Annotated in this window: 14 protein-coding genes and 1 pseudogene; 10 read left to right on the plus strand and 5 right to left on the minus strand. The window is 49.3% G+C overall.

Annotated features, from left to right (window positions below; translation table 11 throughout):
* Positions 1–247: 247 nt before the first annotated feature.
* Positions 248–454: pseudogene (locus tag AC6B99_RS00300) on the plus strand (DoxX-related protein); the annotation flags it as partial.
* 134 nt (positions 455–588) lie between these two features.
* On the opposite strand, the gene AC6B99_RS00305 reads toward AC6B99_RS00300, so the two are convergent.
* Positions 589–3,468, minus strand: a complete 2,880-nt coding sequence (locus AC6B99_RS00305; RefSeq protein ID WP_496662480.1) for an S-layer homology domain-containing protein — start codon at positions 3,466–3,468, stop codon at positions 589–591.
* A 369-nt stretch (positions 3,469–3,837) separates the two neighbouring features.
* Between AC6B99_RS00305 and AC6B99_RS00310 the strand changes: the two genes are divergently transcribed.
* Positions 3,838–5,475: an alkaline phosphatase gene (locus AC6B99_RS00310; RefSeq protein ID WP_056031252.1), complete on the plus strand. Its 1,638-nt coding sequence runs from the start codon at positions 3,838–3,840 to the stop codon at positions 5,473–5,475.
* A gap of 116 nt (positions 5,476–5,591) precedes the next feature.
* Here the strand turns inward: AC6B99_RS00310 and AC6B99_RS00315 are convergent, their stop codons facing one another.
* Positions 5,592–6,131, minus strand: coding sequence for a hypothetical protein (locus AC6B99_RS00315; RefSeq protein ID WP_056031249.1), 540 nt, complete (start codon positions 6,129–6,131; stop codon positions 5,592–5,594).
* A gap of 130 nt (positions 6,132–6,261) precedes the next feature.
* Here AC6B99_RS00315 and AC6B99_RS00320 point away from each other — a divergent pair, with 130 nt between their 5' ends.
* Together AC6B99_RS00320 and AC6B99_RS00325 are read left to right on the plus strand one after the other, a co-directional pair.
* A complete protein-coding gene (locus tag AC6B99_RS00320) occupies positions 6,262–6,909 on the plus strand; it encodes a DUF3885 domain-containing protein (protein ID WP_496662481.1) in 648 nt (215 codons plus the stop codon).
* 56 nt (positions 6,910–6,965) lie between these two features.
* Positions 6,966–7,124, plus strand: coding sequence for a deaminase (locus AC6B99_RS00325; protein ID WP_235533060.1), 159 nt, complete (start codon positions 6,966–6,968; stop codon positions 7,122–7,124).
* A 58-nt stretch (positions 7,125–7,182) separates the two neighbouring features.
* Here the strand turns inward: AC6B99_RS00325 and AC6B99_RS00330 are convergent, their stop codons facing one another.
* The gene (locus tag AC6B99_RS00330; RefSeq protein ID WP_494878862.1) at positions 7,183–8,640 is read right to left on the minus strand and encodes an alpha-L-fucosidase; all 1,458 of its coding nucleotides are present in this window, start codon (positions 8,638–8,640) and stop codon (positions 7,183–7,185) included.
* Between the two features lie 126 nt (positions 8,641–8,766).
* Between AC6B99_RS00330 and AC6B99_RS00335 the strand changes: the two genes are divergently transcribed.
* Entirely contained in the window at positions 8,767–9,591 is an 825-nt protein-coding gene (locus AC6B99_RS00335) for a helix-turn-helix domain-containing protein (RefSeq protein WP_494878861.1), read from the plus strand.
* A 128-nt stretch (positions 9,592–9,719) separates the two neighbouring features.
* Complete coding sequence (locus AC6B99_RS00340; protein WP_056031235.1) at positions 9,720–10,619, plus strand: manganese catalase family protein; 900 nt, start codon at positions 9,720–9,722, stop codon at positions 10,617–10,619.
* Between the two features lie 142 nt (positions 10,620–10,761).
* Here AC6B99_RS00340 and AC6B99_RS00345 read toward each other — a convergent pair whose 3' ends face one another.
* Entirely contained in the window at positions 10,762–12,498 is a 1,737-nt protein-coding gene (locus AC6B99_RS00345) for an ABC transporter ATP-binding protein (protein WP_496662482.1), read from the minus strand.
* Positions 12,499–12,685: 187 nt separating this feature from the next.
* Here AC6B99_RS00345 and AC6B99_RS00350 point away from each other — a divergent pair, with 187 nt between their 5' ends.
* From AC6B99_RS00350 to AC6B99_RS00365, 4 genes are all read left to right on the plus strand, one after another.
* Entirely contained in the window at positions 12,686–14,062 is a 1,377-nt protein-coding gene (locus AC6B99_RS00350; protein ID WP_494864875.1) for an ABC transporter permease subunit, read from the plus strand.
* A 14-nt stretch (positions 14,063–14,076) separates the two neighbouring features.
* Positions 14,077–15,588 (plus strand): ABC transporter permease subunit, encoded by a 1,512-nt coding sequence (locus AC6B99_RS00355; RefSeq protein WP_494864678.1) that lies wholly within the window; start codon positions 14,077–14,079, stop codon positions 15,586–15,588.
* A 159-nt stretch (positions 15,589–15,747) separates the two neighbouring features.
* Positions 15,748–17,589, plus strand: a complete 1,842-nt coding sequence (locus AC6B99_RS00360) for an ABC transporter substrate-binding protein (protein ID WP_494878859.1) — start codon at positions 15,748–15,750, stop codon at positions 17,587–17,589.
* 94 nt (positions 17,590–17,683) lie between these two features.
* Positions 17,684–18,187 carry a hypothetical protein gene (locus AC6B99_RS00365; RefSeq protein WP_496662483.1) on the plus strand — a complete coding sequence of 168 codons (504 nt, stop codon included), beginning with the start codon at positions 17,684–17,686 and terminating at the stop codon, positions 18,185–18,187.
* 21 nt (positions 18,188–18,208) lie between these two features.
* Here the strand turns inward: AC6B99_RS00365 and AC6B99_RS00370 are convergent, their stop codons facing one another.
* On the minus strand, positions 18,209–18,985 hold the full coding sequence (locus AC6B99_RS00370) for an ABC transporter permease (RefSeq protein ID WP_496662484.1): 777 nt from the start codon (positions 18,983–18,985) through the stop codon (positions 18,209–18,211).
* Position 18,986 lies beyond the last annotated feature (1 nt).

The following is an 18,986-nucleotide window of genomic DNA, read 5'->3' on the forward strand; positions in this document are numbered from 1 at the left end:
CTCCTTGAATAGGATCGGAGTGCGGCTAGGTAAGGGATCACGCCAGTCGCCAAAGCTCTCCAAGTCATAATTTGGCTAAAAGCTTACCCTTTTATGTATGAAAAGGAATAGGGGTAATAGATAATAAAAGCAATTGGAAGGAGTGTGACGGAATATTCGACAGCAGCGAACAACGGCAGCCAGATTCATTGGCTGTGTATTATTTGCTTTATTATTTGTGGTTGCGGGGTTTTAACATTTTCGGGAGGCGCAGGGCTTTGCCGAGATGCTGCCTGATTTTGTTCCATTGCGGCTTGAAATCATTTATGCGACAGGTATAGTGGAGTGGATATTTGCGCTGCTGCTGTTCGTACCTTCTGTGAGAAGGAAGACGGGGAATTGGATTGTTTGGTATTTAGTGCTGATTTGGTGGGTTTGGTGGGCGACGCGTTTGCCAAAGAGTCGTAACGGGTAAGCGAGTGGAGCGCAAGCCTATAGTGAAAAGAAAAAAACAGCATGACCGATTCAGCGGTCATGCTGTTTTTGTTGATTGCTCAGCGGCTGCCTGAAGTTTAAGGCGTTACCGCTGCGTTATTTTTTTGCAGCCTATTAAGGTGCTGTTTGTGGATCAGGCTGTTGCTCTGGCTGCTGTTCAGGTTGTTGCTCCTGCTCCGGTTGTTGTTCTGGCTCTTCTTCTTGCTCTGGTTCTTCAGAAGGTCTTTGATTGTTATCTACGATGTTCAGACCCCTTACAGGATTCGTATTCGAGAATGCATTAACATCCGTGAATGTAACTTGACCATCTGTGATGGTCATCGTGAATACAGTCCAATAAATCTCATTGCCTCTATCGGTTGGCACTTCGTACACTTTAATTGGTGTAGGGGAAGAACCACGGTACACTTCAATTTTGGCACCGGAAGCCGAAATTGTGCTTGCTCCGGAGAAGTGATGCACATAGAAAGTGTACGTGCCGTTTGTATCTTTACGGATCGTTGTTGTTTCAGGTCCATACGAAGTTACATCATCCAAGTCTAGATCAACCATTTTGGTATTGTTATAATAATAAGCTTTACCACCATACCAAGTGTGGAAGATACCGCCTTGTGCAGCTGGTCCAATTAGATGCGAATCCAGATCGGCAGGGTCCTTGCCCCATGTCAATACGATACGCGTTTCATTTTCGGACGGAATGCCGATTGCAGTTTGATTTTCATTCTGGTTATTTACATTTACTGCCGATACAGCAGTCATGTAGGTTGTTACGTATGGCGTGCCTACGCCGCCCAGCTCACCTGTGTAAATGCCAGGAGCCAAATAAATGTAATATCTTCCGTTAGCATCGGTTACAGCTGTTCCAACAACAGGGCCACTTGTAGCGCCGAGGCCTTTGCGGAACTCAATCGTCAGGTTAGCTACAGGATTACGGGCAACATCAATGATGGTACCGCCGAAGCCTGTCAGTTTAACCGAACCGCTTTGGCTGCCTGCGAACTTGGTTTTGGCTTCATTCGCTTCCACATGAACGTACAGCGTGGAGCCATAGCTTTGAACCGGATTAAAGGTGATTTTGCCGTCCGCATATTGCAAGCCGCTCAGCTCATAAGCTGCACCGTTCAGCGTTGCGGAAATTGCGAAATCAGACAGGCTCACATCCTCCACTTGCTGATCAAAAGAAACATCGACTGCGCCGTTCGTTACTTGTACAGTGGAAATCGTCGGGTACCCTTGCTCATAAACGGCTACTGTTACAGGAACCTGTACATTGTACAAGCCATAGGTTGCTGTAATGAAGGTTGTACCTTCGCCGACAGCTTTAACCTTGCCGTATACGACTTCAGCTACAGAAGCATCTGAACTGGTCCAGTTGGAATGAGTCGTAATATCTTTAGCGTTAGCTGTGTATTTCACGCCTGTCGCAACGATTTGACGTGTTGCTCCAATCGCTGAAAGCTCAAAGCCTAGAGCAGGTTCAGCAATGATGCTGGAAACCGCAGGATCGGCTTGCAGGTTTGGCTGGCTTGGCAGCGAGCTGAAGTCTACGCCGTCTGCATTGACCACTGCATCAGTAATCGAGCCTTGTCCAAGGAAGGAAACGATCGCATCAAGTACGGCATTTGCAACGTTAGAGCCATGTTCCAGGTGGAAAACGGTATTCAGTGCGCTTGCGAATACATTCAGCTGACCGATAGAGCCGTTCTCGCCTAGCGTGATGGCTGCTTGTTCAGCATAGACGGAAACCGAATTAAATACGCCGTTTAACGAAACTTGTGCGTTATGTGGAACGTTGCTTGAGATGTTGATGTTTCCAACTTGTCCAACCCCTGGCTGTGTTTCGATAATAGCGCCAGAGCGAATCGTAACCTGCTGAACATCGGTTCCATTTTCCAATACGAGACGAATGCTTCCATCTTGCTTGTCTACAATGACGGTTGCCAGAGTGGAGTTTTGTACGTGAATACTGTTAGGGCCGCCACCATTAATGGTCGTCGATCCGCTAACGGTAACGTTCTGGAGCGTTACATCGCCATTGCCGATGCTAGTTTCCAAGTACAGATTACCCGAAATCGTTGTGTTTTTAAGGGTAACATTGGCAGCGTAGATGCGGACATCGCCAGTCACCGCACCCAGCGTGTGCTCACCTGCGGAATTAATGGAAGTGCTCGTCGATCCGCCATTATTTCCACCGTTATTTCCACCATTGTTTCCACCACCGCTGCTGCTGTCTGATGACTTCGGCGGGTTTGTTGGAGTCGGGGTAGCAGACGGTGCTGGTGTAGCAGTTGCACCGAGCGAAGCGGCTGCCAGCTCATAGGACGATTTGTTGAAGACGAATTCGTAGGCTAGACGAGCTAGCGCTTGACGATCTGCTACGCCCGAAGGATTGAAGCGAGTTGTACCGTCTGCATTGGCTACGCCTTTAATGAAGCCGATTTGGTAGGCGAAGGAAACGGAGCTTTTCGCCCATGCCGATACAGTGGAGAGATCCGAGAGCTTCTCATCCAGCGGCACCGCTTTAGCAGCTTGCTCCAAGCCGAAGGCGCGAACAAAGAATACGGCGAGCTCTTCGCGTGTAACGGTTTTGTTCGGAGCAAATTGGTCGGCGGAAATGCCTTGCGTAATGCCGGATTTCACAAGTGCGCCAACATAGCCGTTATACCAGCTGTTGCTGGCCACATCTTTGAAAGATGCGGCGCTTGCAGCATCCTGCTCTTTGCCTAGAGCAAGCACAAGCACTTTAGCTAGTTCCGCGCGAGTAATAGAGTTCGAAGGCTTAAAGCTGCCGTCGCCATAACCGCCGAGAATGCCTTTTTCTACTAGAGCGGTTACTTCATCTTTAGCATAAGATTTCTCGATGTCTGTGAACGACACGGAGGAGGCGGCTGCCTCTGCGCCAAAGGCGATATAGTTCGTGGAAAAAATCGATAAGACCATTGCAAAAACAAGTGCGACAGAAATACGTTTGCTTGCCATGTTGCCAATCATCATAACTCTCTCCCTTATCTATTCTCTGTTTGCCAAACAATTGCATATTGTGCATAGGACCTAAAACAATAAGACTATGTACTCACTCTGCATAGAAGATAAAATAGGTCTTTTTGCTCAATAGTATAATACTACCATGGAAAATAATGAATAGGGAAGATGTTTTATTGAATTTATCAAAATATTTTGTTGAATAAAGCTGAATAAAGTAGAAAAAACGCATGTATACCTAAGGATTCAAGCGATAAACTAAATATGGGTAATTGTTGCAAATTTACAAATAATCAAAGTGACCTTTACATTCCCCTATCAATTCTCTTATAAACTAGTTGTGTTGAAGCATTATCCAATCTAGTTAATAGGAGGATGTACATGTTAAAGAGGTTCCATGCTCGTGCAGCCAAGGTAGCACTGGCAGTCGCGACTATTGTGGCAGTAACAACTGTAGGGGGAAACAGCGGAGTGAGCGCAGAGGATGAGCAATCGCCAATTAAAAATGTGATCATTCTCATTCCTGACGGCATGGCAAATGATGCAACGGCGCTCGCCAGATGGTATAAAGGCTCTTCGTTAACGCTTGATCAAATGGCAAGCGGCATGGTCCGCACCCACTCGGCAGACGCGCCGATCGCGGATTCTGCCCCTGCGGGTACCGCTTTTGCTACTGGACATAAATCGCACACAGGATTTGTTGGCGTTTTGCCAGACAAGGCTACGATGCCAGGCCAGAAGGCTATCGCCCCGGGTGATGAGAGAAAACCTGTCGCTTCTGTGCTGGAAGCGTCCAAGCTTGCGGGAAAAGCGACGGGCATCATTGCAACCTCGGAAATTATGCATGCGACTCCGGCTGATTTTACCGCTCACTATCCAGACCGCAAAAACTACGATGCCCTGAGCAAGCAGCAGGTATATAATCAGGTCGATGTTGTATTAGGCGGCGGCAGCGATTATTTGGTTCCGTCCGGCCGCAGCGATGGCGAAAATTTGGTTTCCTCCATTAAAGCGCTCGGTTACGACTATGTGACGACGCCAGCGGCGATGAAGGCCTCCAAATCGGGCAAGCTATGGGGCATGTTTGCTCCGGCAGGCCTGTCCTATGATATGGACCGTGATCCCGCTAAGCAGCCAAGTCTCGCCGACATGACGCAAAAAGCGATCGACATTCTTTCCAAGGATAAAGACGGCTTTTTCCTCATGGTAGAGGGCAGCAAGGTGGATTGGGCAGCTCATGCCAACGATCCAATCGGTATTATCAGCGATGTGCTGGCCTTTGATAATGCGGTTAAAGTAGCGTTGGATTTTGCGAAAAAGGACAAGCAGACAGCCGTTGTTGCTGTAACGGACCATGGCAATGGCGGTTTGACGATCGGCAGCGCCGCAACGACAGGCACCTACGATAAGGAGCCATTGTCCACCTTCATTGGCCCGCTGAAGAAAGCGAAGCTGACGGGTGAGGGCTTGGAGGCGAAGCTGGATGCGAAGAGAACGAACATTAAATCTGTGCTTCAGCAATATTATGGCATTTCGGATTTGACGACGGAGGAAATGGCGGCGATTAAAGCTGCGGAGCCGGGCAGAATGAATTATGCAGTAGGCCCTATGATCAGCAAGCGTGCAGGTATTGGCTGGACAACTGGCGGACACACCGGCGGAGATGTGGTGCTGTACACATATGCTCCGAATAATGACCGGCCATTTGGCGTCATCGACAATACCGATATTGCGAAGTATATGGCTCGCGTGCTGGATCTTGATTTGGATGCGGTCAGCAAGCAGCTCTTCGTGCCGGCTAAGCAGGCTTTTACGGCTAAAGGCGCGAAATACGAGCTTAACCTGAAGGATGCGAAAAACCCAACCATCCTCGTGACGAAGGGCAGCCAGAAGCTGGAGCTGCAAATTTACAAAAACATCGCCGTCCTGAACGGAAAGAAAACGACCCTTAAAGGCGTCATCGTTTACAACGGAACCGATGCGTTTGTGCCGCAGGATGCTGTAGATCTGATTAAATAAGCGATTGCTTGTGAAAATAGTGCAAGGAGCAAGAGCCCGCATTGGCTGTGGGCTCTTTTTTGCGGCTATGGGGTGTATAGGCTATGGAATGATTAGCCTGTTATGCGGTGGGCCGCTTATTTTCCCTCTATGCTTGCAGCGGAAACCTCGCCCAGCGCTCGCAAAGTCAACAGAACATGCTCCAGCAAGCTCGGAATATCCTCCATTTGCTCCTCGTTGATTTTGCGCTTGAACGATAGCTTAATCTCGTTCTGATGCTCCGCCTGCCCCTCTGAGTAGACAAAGCTGAGCGACTGCACAGGGACAGGGTTTTCCGGCCAAATCCGCTGGAATACCGCTTCAATCTGCGGACATTGCTGCTCGAAATCCTTCACCCTCATATGAAAAAGCAAGCTCAGCTCGCAGCCGGGCGCCTCTCCCGGCAGCTCCAATAGCTCGGCGGCCAGCTCCTTCAAGGAGGCTTCGAGCCGCAGCTCGGCGGTTACGGCTTCCTGCCCGGTTAAGTGGAAGGCAAGGCTGAAGGCTCGTCCCATAACGGACATTTCCATCGTATCTTTGCGGCCTGTTATCTGAATCGTTTCGTCCAGCGTATCCAGATCGTACAGCTGATTTTCAAAAGCAACCTTCAAATTATCGAATACGGTTGGATCAAACATCTTTTTTCCCTCGCAGTGGTCATATTTTTAATGTCGAAGCAAATATTGAAGCGTTTCAATAGAGCTGTGTTCATTATACAATGGTTTTCTGGCGAAGGTGAGAACGATCAGATTTGAAAGAGGTGATGGGATGGCGTTTGATTCACATTTAGATCATTTCTTACTGCATTATTTTAAGAGCCTGCCTTTAAAAAACCCGATATTTTATAATGCGCCAGTAGGCATTAGATTCGAAATGGGCGGAGACATATGTGAAGCTGCGGCTAGAGCTGAGAAAGTCAAAAGCAGAGCGCTGGCTTTATTTAATGCGATTAATCGATGCGAGGATTTTATTTATTTTGTACTGTTCATGGATAGCTGGGACGAGCACCCGGTTACTCTTTTTGAAAAAGATGTGTATAAGACTTTCAATGATTATATTAGCGGCATTCCTATAAGTGAAGTATCAAAGCAAGAGCAGGAATATCGATACAAGAGCCCGGATGATGCGGATGATATTGTGACGGTAAGGTACTATGCCCGCGTGAAGCTTCAAAATTTGAACGTTAATTCTCTTTTAGAGGCGATTGCAAATCGTTCGCTTGGTCTTGAGCCAATTATTGATGGGGACATATATATCATTAATGAAACGAACAAAACGATTTTTCATCTCTATGATGACAGAGGACTGGACATTATCGCTGAAAAAGTGGAGACGTTACGGGGGATATATGAGCAGTATAATGATTGGATTTTAGATTATGATCGGAAGAAAGTGGACGAATGGTTTACGCTGTGAAGCTTTTTGCTGTGAATTTTTGGAGGGATAATTGGAATGGACGAGCGGGGAACCACATGCTCCAGCTTGAAAATAAAAGGTTTATCGCGGACAATGGACTGACGCTGTATACGACCTGTGAGCCATGTCCTATGTGTACAGGGACGATTGTATTGTCGATGATCAAAAAAGTCCTTAACATTTGCAAAAGAGTCAACTGCAAAACCCACCGCTAGCCTTTATCCGGCTGTTGGTGGGTTTGCTTTTTTTAGACGAATGGATACATTGATCTGATTAATCCACTGTAATCTTCAACACAACCGGATAAGAGCTGCGAACATCATTCGTCTTCACGACGAGTGCTTCTGCTGTGCGTTCCCATACAGGCTGCTCCTCGAAGCCGAGTACTTCGATCTGCTGAATAATGCCTTGAAAATCGTGGGATTTCTCCTTCAGCGACGTAATTTTAACCTCGCCGTCCTCTGGATAGACGAGTACGGTGGCATACAGGCTGCTTCCCTTCACGGTAAAGCGGATATCCTGCGGTGTGAAAATTTTGCTTTTACCGTCCGTAAATTGTCCCTCTACAACCTTCGTCGGTCCTTCCCCATAAGTGCGCCAGTAGCTCGTGTCATAAATGGCCTCTCCGTTCGTCTCAAGCCATCCTCCGATCGCGAGCAAAATGTCCTGATCCTCCTGCGGGATCGTGCCATCGGCTTTCGGGCCAACATTGAGCAGCAGATTGCCGTTTTTGCTGACGATATCGACCAAATCTTGAATGAGCTCCAGCGGCGACTTATAATCATTGTTAGGCGTGTAGCTCCATGAGTTTCGGGCAACAGCCGTATCGGTCTGCCAGTAATACGGTTTCAGCTCAGCGAATTGTCCGCGTTCCACATCGGGAACGGCGCTGCCGAGCATGTAGGCGTCATGCTTATAGTTAATGATGCCCTCGAAGCCAAGCTCAGCGGATTTATTGTAATAATAGGCTGCGAGCTTTTTCAAATACGGCTTGAACGAGGCATGCTGAATCCACCAGTCAAAATATAAAACTTTCGGCTCATAATTATCGATCAGCTCGCAGCAGCGAATGAGCCAGTCTTCCATATATTCATCCGTCGGTGGCGATTCATACAAGTTATGATGATCCGGCTCCGGCATAGAAGGCCAATACAAGTCGCCGCACGCAAGCGGTTCATGGATATCGGATTCAAACTCCTTGCCATGCGACAGGAAGAACCAATGCTCTGCACGGTGTGACGAGACGCAGAAGGTCAAATCCTTTTGCTCGAAAGCGGTTTTCATCTCATTCAGCAAATCCCGTCTAGGTCCCATTTCATAAGCGTTAAAGCGGGAAATGGCGCTTTTGTACATTTGAAAGCCGTCATGATGCTCCGCAACGGGCATCACATATTTCGCTCCCGAGCGCTGGAACAGGTCGGCCCACTCTTCGGCGTTGAATTTTTCAGCCTGGAACATCGGGATAAAATCTTTATAACCAAAGTTTTTATGCTCGCCATAGGTGGCAATATGGTGCTCATATTCCTTGCTGCCCTGGATATACATATTCCGCGGATACCATTCGCTGCCGAAGGCCGGAACGGCGTACACGCCCCAGTGAATGAAGATGCCGAATTTAGCTTGCTTATACCAAGCCGGAACCTCAAATGCGCCGAGAGATTGCCAATCGTCACGATAAGGGCCCTGCGCAATCGTTGCGGCTATTTGGTTCAAATACTCTTGTTTATTCATGGTTTCTGTTACCGTCCTTTCCGATTTGAAATCTACATGGCTATTCTAGCAAGCGTTAACAGGATTAAGAATGTGGGACACTAACTTTTATTTGTATAAAATTAACCATGGAAGCGGGTTTGCCCCATGAATGCTCATTCCTTGCTCGCCTATTATTTGTCCCATATGCAGGTGGAGCTATTTATCGCCCATCATAATACGGTCAGCACCGAATGGCGGGATCTCGATTTTACGCCGGATTACAGCAAGTTTTATTACATCGAGCATGGCAGCGGCTGGCTCAAAATCGGGGACGAGGAGTATTCGCCTGCTCCAGGCGAGCTTATTCTGGTGCCGGAGGGCGTGCCCCAATCGTATTCGGTCATAGAGGGGAGTGCCACATACCGCAAATATTGGTGCCATTTCAGCGCCAAGGTTGGGGAAATCAACCTGTTCAAGCTGCTGGATGTGCCTTATCTGTGCACGGCTGCTGATCAGGAACGGGTACGGACGATTTTTGCCGAGCTGGTGTTTTATGCGAACGACCAGACAATCTATGCCAGGCTGCTTGCAAAAGCGAAGCTGCTGGAGCTGTTTTCATTGTTCATTATGCAGCAGGGCGAGGAGAGCATCAGCTTGAAAAATGCGGCTGCCACCCAGCGGCTGACAGAAATTTTGAGCTATATCCATATGAATAGCGGCAGCGATATCACCATTCAAGACCTGGCAAAGCGTGCGTGCCTGCATCCGAACTATTTTATAAGAATGTTCAAGGAGCAAATGGGCGTGCCGCCGATTCAATACATCGCTCGTTTGAAAATCGAAAAAGCGAAGGAGCTGCTGGCCGATTCAACGCTCAGCGTTAGCGAGGTCGCCGAGCAGGCGGGCTTTAATGACCTGTTTTATTTTTCAAAGCAATTCAAGAAAATAGCGGGCCTGTCTCCGACAGAGTTTAGAAAACAAGGGCCATAAAAAACCAGCTTCATTCTCCCATTGTTCTCCATTACGGATATCGTTCCCTGATCCAGCAAATAATAAAGCGTCGCAACTTATTGGCGCTGTCAGAGAAGTCTGATACTGACAATGATGGAGGGTAAAGCATGTTCAAACGCTTGGATGAAGTGTTGATCGAAATTCCGAATGTCGGGCGGCCTGAGCCGAACGCGGCGGCTGCGGTGCAAGAGCTGCTGGGCGGAAAATTTGGCGAAATGTCTACGCTGAGCAACTATTTGTACCAGTCGTTTAATTTTCGCTCGAAAACAAAGCTGCGCCCGTTTTATGATTTGGTTACGAGCATTACGGCGGAGGAGCTAGGCCATGTCGAGCTCGTCTCCCACGCGATTAACCATTGCTTGCATGGCTCCACGACACCGGGCAAGCCGGATGAATCGCCGCTGAAATCCGTTAAGGACTGGCGGATGTCGCTTCCTTTCCTGTCTGGCGGACAAGGCGCATTGCCCGTTGATTCAATGGGGCGGCCGTGGACGGGCGAGCATGTATTCAACAGCGGAAATTTGGTCGAAGATTTGCTGCATAATTTCTTCCTGGAGGTTGGCGCCAGAACCCATAAAATGAAGGTGTATGAAATGACCTCCCATCCGGCTGCGCGTGAAGTAGTCGGCTATTTGCTCGTACGGGGCGGTGTCCATGTCGTGGCGTATGCGAAAGCGCTGCAAGTGGCGACCGGCGTCGATGTGACGAAGCTGATTCCAATTCCTTCTCTTAATAACAAAGCATTCAATGAAGCGCGCAAGTATGAGGAGAAAGGCGTTCATACGAAGCTTTATACGTACAGCGATAATGATTTTAAAACGATTGACCAAATTTGGAAGGGCACGCATCCAGAGGATGGGCAGCCGCTTGAGGTTATTCATGGGTTGCCGAAGGGCGTGCCTGTACCGGAATATCCAGAGGTGGAGGAGGAATTCGCGCCGGGCATTTCCGCTGAGGATTTTGCTGCCATTGCGGAGAGGCTGAAAGCCGCGGGGAATATCCATTAACCTTGCCTGCACACAGGATGCCAAATGGAGACACAGCCCCGTTTCCATGAAAAAGAACGCTAAACAGCCAGCACCTGCCGTCTATTTTCGGCTAGTGCTGGCTGTTTATTTAATAAACCTATGCTAAGGCTGATCCGGAAGCTTAAGCTCCTGCAACGGCGACAAAATGTCCCGGCTTCACTTCAATAAAGGAAGAATGCTCCAGTCCGTACGGATCGGCTTTGGCTGCCTCCGTATGCGGCAGCAGCCGCTTCTTCGACTCAATCGCAGGATCAGGAACCGGGATAGCTGCGAGCAGCGACTTCGTATAGGCATGGAGCGGATTCGAATACAGCTCCTCGCTTTCAGCGAGCTCAACGATTTTGCCCTTATACATAACCGCGACCCGGTCGCTAATATGCTTAACCATGGATAGATCATGGGCGATAAACAGGTAAGTCAGGCCAAGCCGCTGTTGAAGCTCCTCCAAGAGCTTCACAATTTGCGCCTGAATCGAGACGTCGAGGGCAGACAGCGGCTCGTCGCAGACGATAAATTCCGGCTCGACCGCCAGCGTGCGGGCGATGCCAATGCGCTGCCGCTGCCCGCCGGAAAACTCATGCGGATAGCGCAGGGCATGGGAGGCGTTCAGCCCGACCAATTCCAGCAGTTCCTCTACGCGTTTGAGACGGTTTGCCTTGCCCTTCGTTAGGCCATGAGCGTCCAGCGCCTCGCCGATAATATCGACAATGCGCAGGCGCGGGTTAAGCGAAGCATAGGGATCTTGAAATATAATGCCCATATGCCGCCGCATTTGCTTCATCTCGGCCCGGTTTAAATGCTGGAGCGGAATGCCGCGGTATAGCACATCTCCGCCAGTCGCTTCGTTTAACCGCAATATCGTGCGGCCTGTCGTCGACTTGCCGCTGCCTGATTCGCCAACGACGCCAAACGTCTCGCCAGCTTGAATATCAAAGCTTACATTGTTAACCGCCTTAACGATTTGGCCTTTGCCGAGGTCGAAGTGCTGCCTGAGCGAGCGCACCTGCAGCAGCGGAACATTGTCCTCCGGACGGGCTAGCAACGGCTTCGGCTTTGGCTTCTTCTTCTCATCGAGACGCGGCAGGGCGTGAAGCAGCTTCACCGTATAAGGATGCTGCGGATTTGCGAAAATTTGCTCCGTCGTGCCGCTCTCCACGATTTCTCCATCCTTCATGACGACTACGCGGTCGCACATCCCCGCTACAACGCCCAAATCATGCGTGATCAATATAATGGACGTTCCGAGCTGCTGCTGCAATTCCTTCATTTGCTGCAAAATTTGCGCCTGAATCGTTACATCTAGTGAAGTCGTAGGCTCGTCTGCGATGAGCAGCGAAGGCCTACAGGCAAGGGCAATCGCAATCATCACCCGCTGCCGCATGCCGCCGGAAAATTCATGGGGATATTGATAGTAGCGGGACTCGCTATCAGCTATTCCAACCATATCCAGCATTTCAATTGCCGCTTTGCGGGCCTCCTGCTTGCCAAGCTTGCGATGCTTGATTAAGCTTTCTTCAATTTGCCGACCGATACGCATCGTCGGATTGAGCGAAGACATCGGGTCCTGAAAAATCATGCCGATATCCTTGCCGCGTATTTTCTCCATTTCGTGCTCTGATTTATGAGCGAGATTATCGCCTTGAAACAACACCTCGCCGCCTTTGACGATGGAGGGGGGAGAAGGGAGCAAGCGCATGATCGTGCGGGCGGTTACGCTTTTGCCGCTGCCCGATTCGCCTACGATGCCGAGCGTTTCCCCTGGATGCACTTCGAAGCTTACCCCGCGTACCGCCTCAACCTCTGAATCACGAGAAAAGAAGGAAACGGACAAATGATTGACTTGTAATAATGGTTTCATATCGTCACCTGTGCAAATCATATTTAGTAGAATGTTGACATTTTGTATTCCTTAAAATAAAATCTACTATATCTATCGGAATAATGCAATTAAAATGCTGAATTAAAAGGAGCGGACAGGCTTGACGGTGCAAGACTTGAAAATTGGAAATGGCATCACAGACCTAACGGCTGCTGTCTATCGTAAAATGCTTCAGCATCCAGCCTACAGGCTGCTGCTGCTCATTGCAGGCGCACCTGTATCCGCATTCGTATTCGCGGTTTATGTATATCGCAAAGCCCGGTTTGGCTATCGCCGGCTTGAGGAAGAGACGAGACAAGAGCTGCTGCAAGCAGGCAGCATGGACAAGCTGCTGGCGGAGGCGCTGGATCAGTTGCAGCGCAAGCAGCAATTTTTCGGTCAGACGCCCGGCGCACACAAAACGGAGCAGGAAGCGAGGCGAATCGCTGCCGCTAAATTTAAAGAGCAGCTTGCCGCCCGCGTATTGGAACGGCTATCGGAGGAGCCGCAAGGGAAGCTGACGTTCAGCGATACGTTTGACTCCCTGCTCAAGCGGCCCGCATTTTTCGTATTATCGTTTATTCCTGGCCTGCTGATGTACGCCATTATGGCGCTTTATGCGAACCCGTATGTGAAATATATTGCCGAGCGTCTGATTATGGCGATATTTGTTATTTTCGGTGTAGCCTTTTTAGTTTTTACGATTTTATATATTTCGCCAATGAATCCAGCAGCCAACATATTGGGAGAAACGGCTACCGCGGAGCAAATTGCGGCGTTTAACCAGCTGTATGGGCTGGATCAACCTTATCTTGTTCAGCTATGGAATACGATTAAGGGCATATTGACCTTTGATCTGGGCCGTTCCTTCGCAGGCAATGAAAGTGTAACGACAGCTATTGCCGGCAAATTTCCGGTTACGCTGACGCTCACCTTCGTATCGACGTTGATCGCCGTATTGATTGCTTTGCCAATCGGCATTATTTCGGCAACGAGGCCAGGCTCCTTTTTCGACTACACCTTTATGTTCATTGCTTTGCTAGGGCTGTCGATTCCGAATTTCTGGCAAGGATTGATTTTTATTTTGAATTTTTCAATTAAGCTATCCTGGCTGCCAGCAACTTATAATCCGCAAAATGCGCTGTCGGCGATTATGCCGATCATTGTTCTAGGTACAGGTCTGACGGCGGCTGTTGCGCGCATGACTCGATCTTCGACGCTGGAGGTTATTCATGAGGATTATATTACGACCGCCAAAGCGAAAGGGCTGGCCCGCCGGCAGGTCATTTGGAAGCATGCTGTAGGCAATGCGCTCATTCCAATTATTACGGTGATTGGGCTGCAATTTGGCGCGATGCTTGGCGGGGCGGCAGTGACGGAGAAGGTGTTCAATATTAGCGGGATTGGGAGCTATATTGTGGACAAGCAGTTTATTCCGGATATTCCGGCCATTATGGGCGGGGTTGTCTACACGGCAATTACGATATCGGTTATTAACGTCATTGTGGATCTGCTTTACGCCTTCTTTGACCCGAGAATTCGCTCCAAAATGAAACAATACTAAAGCAGGTGCTATCCGTGTCCAATGTTTTCATAAACAAGCAGCAAATTCGATTTAAATTAAAATCCAGCCTGGAGTACAGCCAGTCCAGCTTCGCTGGCATTGTCTCCCTGGCTTTGGCGCTTGTACTGCTGCTCAGTAGCTATACGCCTGCCGACGCTTCGTTCAAGCCGGGGGGACTGGCCCTAAGCGCTGCCTATTTCGGTTTTGCGCTGCTGCAGCTTGCGGTATGGGCGTTCATTCGGCGCGATTTGCTTAAAGGGGGCGGCGAGCTTCGCCGCTCGACTAGAGCGCTCGGCTATGTGCTGCTGCTCAGCCTGGCGACGGCGAATGTGTTCATTGCCACCGCAGCATTCCAGCTCATTAAACGGAAGAAGAGCGCAGCTTATACGCTTGCGGTTTATACCTTGCTAACTACGTTGCTAGTGCTCGCCGTATCTGCTCTAAATTTGTTCAAGCCTTATGTGGCGAATACATTTTTGCTTGGCATGCTGCTGCTTCTCATCTCGGCGTTGGCCCAGCTTGCGAGTCTGCTGCTCGTTGCCAAATACGCTGACAAGGCGGAATTGCCGCGCTGGATGTGGTTGGTCGCCTTGATTCTAATCGCAACGGCAGTGAGCGGCAATCTGTTCGCGCTGTTCCTCGGCTTGCTGCTTATCGCCAAGCTGCGGGATCGAAGCTTTACATCCGGCTCACGGCTTAGCGATGTGGTGGAGCGGCTGTCCAGAAGCTCAACGTCGATGCTGGGACTGCTCTTTATTTTGTTCCTGCTGACCTTGTCGGTCACCAGCTATTTGATCTTTGATTATGGAATGGCTATCGATAATAATTATGGAGCGATTTTGCAGCATCCAAATCTCGCTTATCCGCTGGGGACGGACAATTTCGGCCGGGATTTGCTTTCACGCATCGTATTCGGTGCTAGAATATCGCTGATTGTCGGCTTTTTATCGACGCTCATTCCCGTCCTAATCGGCGGTGTGCTGGGTGCGGTGTCCGGCTATTACGGCCGCCATGCAGATAACATCATCATGCGTGCACTCGATGTGCTGTACGCCATTCCAGGCATTTTGCTGGCTATTGCGATCATTGCCGCTTTTGGCGCCAGCACGACTAATTTGATATTAGCGCTCAGTATCGGCGCTATTCCGACCTATGCCCGAACGATGCGGGCGAATGTGCTGCTCGTTTCGACGCTCGAATATGTACAGGCTGCGCGGGCTTTCGGCTCAGGAGACTTCGTTATTTTGTTCAAGCATATTGTGCCGAACGCTATTGCTCCGATGATTGTGAAATCGACGCTTACGATAGGCACAGCCGTTATTTCAACGAGCAGCTTAAGTTACCTCGGTTTGGGCGTCGAGCCGCATATACCGGAATGGGGCAATATTTTGCGGCTGGGCAGTGCTTATCTGGAAACCCACGCCTATACGGCGATTTATCCGGGGCTGGCGATTATTGCGCTCGTGCTGTCGTTTAATTTTCTCGGCGACGGCCTGCGGGATACATTAGATCCGAAGCTGGATTAGGGCAGTGCTAAAGCTGCAATTGCAGCTGTATTTGCTTTTATATTTGCTGTAACCTCATTCATATTCTATCCAAAGCTACGTTACGAAACGATGTATGGGCGATGTGCGAATGTGAGTTAACTTATAGACTATAGAATAATGACAAGAGGAGAGAGAAACATGAAACACACAAGCAAGCTATTTTCACTCATTCTGCTCAGTTTGGCTATTATGCTGAGCGGCTGCACATTGACGACGAAGGATGAGGCTGCCAGCACGCCGCAAGCGACGGAAGGCGCAGAGGCGGTTGTCGACAGCAAGCCGGTTGATATTGAATTGCTCGGAATGAGCAGCAATGAGGCTGATCTGAACATTGTACGTGACCAGCTGGCGAAAAACGGCTTTAACGTAAAGCTGAACATTCAAGCCGATTACGGTACGTTTAAAGCACAGCAGGATGCTGGCAACTATGATATAGCGTTGTCGAGCTGGACGACAGTAACGGGAAACCCGGACTATGCGGTTCGCTCGCTGTTTAAAACCGGCGGTGACTATAGCATTATGAGCGACAAGGACATTGATGCCCTCATTGATACGGCTTCCACACAAACACCGGATCAATACACAGAAACGTATAAACAATTGGAGCAAAAGCTCGTTTTTGACAACGCCTATATTGCTCCGCTTTACAGCTCGCTTAAATCGCAAGCGTTTAATCAGGAAGTGCTGAACAAGGACAGCGTTCGCCTATCGAAGTCTAGATCGCTCCCGTGGGAAGAGCTGGATTTTAAAGATGCATCCAAGCGCAATACGGAAGCGTTGGTGCTGCAATCGGCCATGGCGACCTTGACTTCGCTTGACCCGATTAAAGGCAATGACGGCTCCATTAACATTATCAACACGAACCAATACGTGCGCCTGCTGAACCTGACCGATGACGACAAGCTGACGGCGGAAGGCTCATTGTCGTATAATTTTGCGATTGCCGAAGGCAATTCCGATTATTATTTCATTTTGCGTGATGATATTCATTTCGCGGAAATTAAAGACAAGCTTGTTGCCGATTCTGGCGAGCGTGTAGGCGCCGACGACGTTATTTTCTCGCTGGATCGCGCCAAAAATAAAGATTCCGTTCCTGACCACCGGACGTATACCCTGCACGAGCATATTAAAAATGTCGAGCTGATCACTGACCCGGCAGCGCTTGAGTCTGTAAAGCTGTCGAGCGGCAGCGGTAATGTGAAAAATGAACTGGAAAAAGGGCTCGATGCCAAAATTTCCGAGCTCGTGTCGGATAAAGCACAAGCAAATAGCAAGGAAGGCAAGTACCAGGTTGTGAAGCTGACAACAACGGTGCCATTCCCGCAAGTGCTGAATTATTTGGCCCACCAATCTGCGGGTATCGTATCCAAGAAGCAGGTAGAAAAAATTAATACGTACGATGTAGCCAAATTCGATGTGAACAAGGATATTCCTTACGGCGACCAAAACACGGTAACCGAGGGCAGCCAGTACAACAATACGCTGTACACAAGCGGACCTTACATCTTGGCTCACAAAAACGACTATGAAGCTGTCTTCTATAAAAACCCTGGCTATATGAAAGGCACGAAGCATGAGCCGAAAATTACGTCGATTAAAGTTCGCTTTATTAAAGATGCCGATAGTGCATTGTCCGCACTTCGCAGCGGCGAAATTCATCTTTATTACAGCGTGCCTGAAACGAAGTTTGACATTGTGAAGGGCGACAGCAAGCTGGCGCTCCAGACGCTTCCGAGCAACGCGGCTTCGTACCTGCTGTTTAATACGAAAAACCGTCCGGTTGCAGAAAGCGCAGATTTGAGAAAAGCGGTGCTTTATTCGATCAATCAGGATGAGTTTTTAGCCTATTACGGCGGCAATAAATTTAAAGCTATTTCTACGCTTAGCCCGCTTGTGAAAACAGGCCTTGAGCTGAAGGCTGATCCGGCAAAAGTAAAAGAGTTTTTGAACGCCTACCAAGCAGGCGCAGCAGCTAAATAATAGAAAGAGATTGCCCCCCTCCTTCGTGATGGTCGGGGCAATCTCTTTACTCATATAAGGACAAGCGTTAGCACAGATAAAGGAGACGAATAACATGGATGCAAAGACAGGAACGGTTATTAAACTATCGCAATGGGATGCGCTATTGCTGGAATCGCTTAAGTCCTATGGCTGGACGAATGAACAATTGATTCGCAAGGTGCATGAGGGCGATTTACCCGTAGATACGAGCCCCTTTCAATTTGACTACAGCCTATTGAATGCTTTAGCCAGCAGCGATGCGGAGCTGTTTGCACAGGCTGTGACCGAGGGCTATCAAATAAAATACAATACGATTCGCGGCATTCACAGCTGGATTAAAGTTGCTTTTCAGCAAGAAGCGGAGCTTCTGTTGGAGCCAGGTGGCGAATCGGTCCATGCTTGGCTGACGAACGCTGAAGCTGACCAGCTTGCCTCGGTGCTTTCTTACGGTTGGACATTGTCCAAGCTGGATGGTGCAGCTCCCCAATTAACCGAAGCAGCTGGTATAGTCAATGTACCGGACGCACCGGGCGCGGCTGGCCGTGATGCCTATCGCATTTATCCGGCGGCTCAGTAACCAGCTGCTTATTCCGCAGCACTAGGACCCGGTCGAGCGGTAGCGCCGAACGCCAATTTGCCAGATGAGCAGACAGGGTGCAAGAAACAGCAGCCCTGCCAGCGGCAGAAAAGCATACATCGGGCTTGCCTCGCGGCCGAGTATGTATTGCAGCGGCAAATAGTTGGCACAACCGAACGGGATAATGAAGGTGAAAAATTGCTGAATGCGCCGATGGTAGATGCTCAGCGGATATTGCGTCATTTCCCGCCCGCCATCGGTTAAAATATTAGCGATCTCCAGTCCCTGCACGGTCCAGAAGCTGAACGAAGCGCACAAAATAAAGATGCTGGCAAAAATAATGACGCCGCTTGCTTCCATCAGCACGAGCGCCGTTATTTTAAGCGGCGTCCATGGAATGTCCAGATTCATGATCGTCCAGACGAGAACCACAATTCCGAGCAGCAGCCGTCCGACGCGAGAAAATTCAAATTTGGAGCCCAGCACCTGAATAATGGTGCCGCGCGGCCGAACGAGCAGCCGGTCGAAATCTCCGCTGACGACTAGCGAGGAGAACATATCAAATCCGCGTGCAAAGCATTCGGTAATAGAGAAAGCCATATGCGTCACAGCAAAGCACAGCAGCACCTCGTAAAAGCTCCAGCCTTTCATTTCCCCGAAACGCTCGAACATGAAATATAGCCCGGCAAATACGGTAAATGGCGTTAAGCATTGTCCAAGCACGAGAAGCAGAAAAGAAGCGCGGTACTGCATTTGCGCTTTGAACAGCAGCAGCATGTATTTAAAATAAAGCGTCATC

The organism is Paenibacillus liaoningensis, assembly GCF_059609455.1.

What these genes read in the sequence shown, in the direction of transcription:
- AC6B99_RS00340 (WP_056031235.1), top strand. Translation starts at nt 9,720, where the DNA reads ATGTTCAAACGCTTGGATGAAGTGTTGATCGAAATTCCGAATGTCGGG.
- AC6B99_RS00330 (WP_494878862.1), bottom strand. Translation starts at nt 8,640, where the DNA reads ATGAATAAACAAGAGTATTTGAACCAAATAGCCGCAACGATTGCGCAG.
- AC6B99_RS00315 (WP_056031249.1), bottom strand. Translation starts at nt 6,131, where the DNA reads ATGTTTGATCCAACCGTATTCGATAATTTGAAGGTTGCTTTTGAAAAT.
- AC6B99_RS00365 (WP_496662483.1), top strand. Translation starts at nt 17,684, where the DNA reads ATGGATGCAAAGACAGGAACGGTTATTAAACTATCGCAATGGGATGCG.
- AC6B99_RS00370 (WP_496662484.1), bottom strand. Translation starts at nt 18,985, where the DNA reads ATGACGCTTTATTTTAAATACATGCTGCTGCTGTTCAAAGCGCAAATG.
- AC6B99_RS00350 (WP_494864875.1), top strand. Translation starts at nt 12,686, where the DNA reads ATGCTTCAGCATCCAGCCTACAGGCTGCTGCTGCTCATTGCAGGCGCA.
- AC6B99_RS00345 (WP_496662482.1), bottom strand. Translation starts at nt 12,498, where the DNA reads ATGAAACCATTATTACAAGTCAATCATTTGTCCGTTTCCTTCTTTTCT.
- AC6B99_RS00335 (WP_494878861.1), top strand. Translation starts at nt 8,767, where the DNA reads ATGAATGCTCATTCCTTGCTCGCCTATTATTTGTCCCATATGCAGGTG.
- AC6B99_RS00360 (WP_494878859.1), top strand. Translation starts at nt 15,748, where the DNA reads ATGAAACACACAAGCAAGCTATTTTCACTCATTCTGCTCAGTTTGGCT.
- AC6B99_RS00310 (WP_056031252.1), top strand. Translation starts at nt 3,838, where the DNA reads ATGTTAAAGAGGTTCCATGCTCGTGCAGCCAAGGTAGCACTGGCAGTC.
- AC6B99_RS00325 (WP_235533060.1), top strand. Translation starts at nt 6,966, where the DNA reads ATGCTCCAGCTTGAAAATAAAAGGTTTATCGCGGACAATGGACTGACG.
- AC6B99_RS00305 (WP_496662480.1), bottom strand. Translation starts at nt 3,468, where the DNA reads ATGATGATTGGCAACATGGCAAGCAAACGTATTTCTGTCGCACTTGTT.
- AC6B99_RS00320 (WP_496662481.1), top strand. Translation starts at nt 6,262, where the DNA reads ATGGCGTTTGATTCACATTTAGATCATTTCTTACTGCATTATTTTAAG.